The organism is Bradyrhizobium sp. SHOUNA76 (assembly GCF_023006445.1).
Lineage (GTDB): Bacteria > Pseudomonadota > Alphaproteobacteria > Rhizobiales > Xanthobacteraceae > Bradyrhizobium.
The window spans coordinates 1-498 of the sequence record NZ_JALBHA010001145.1; the positions used below are offsets into that span (position 1 = coordinate 1).

A 498-nucleotide genomic window follows, 5' to 3' on the forward strand; every position below is an offset into this window, starting at 1 on the left:
GGTGCGCAACCGCGAGCAAACGGCGGAAGCAACGCCGGCAGCCCCAGTACCTGCCGCGCCCCAGCAGGGCGTGCTGCCAATCGTGACCAATCAGTTCGCGACGGTCACGGTGGTGCCGAACGAGGAGATCCGCCGCGAAGGCGGCGGCCAGCTCGGCGATCTCCTGTTCTCCAAGCCCGGCATCACCGGCTCGAGCTTTGCGCCCGGCGCCTCCAGCCGGCCGATCATCCGCGGGCTCGACGTCAACCGCGTCGGCATCGTCGAGAACGGCACCAATTCCAGCGGCGCCTCCGACCTCGGCGAAGATCATTTCGTCCCGATCGATCCGCTCGCGACCAACCAGATCGAAGTGGTGCGCGGGCCGGCCGCGCTGCGCTACGGCTCCACCTCGATCGGCGGCGTCGTCAGCGCGACCAACAACCGGATCCCGGACGCGATGCCGAGTTGCGCTCCGTCGTTCCAGACCTACGGCCTGCCGACCAAGGCCCCGCTCGCGAG

General features: G+C 69.5%; 1 protein-coding gene. It reads left to right on the forward strand.

Going from position 1 to position 498, the window contains the following annotated elements; translation table 11 throughout:
• Positions 1 to 498: Plug domain-containing protein (locus MOV74_RS40210; protein ID WP_246933110.1), on the forward strand; the 498-nt coding region annotated here is incomplete at both ends.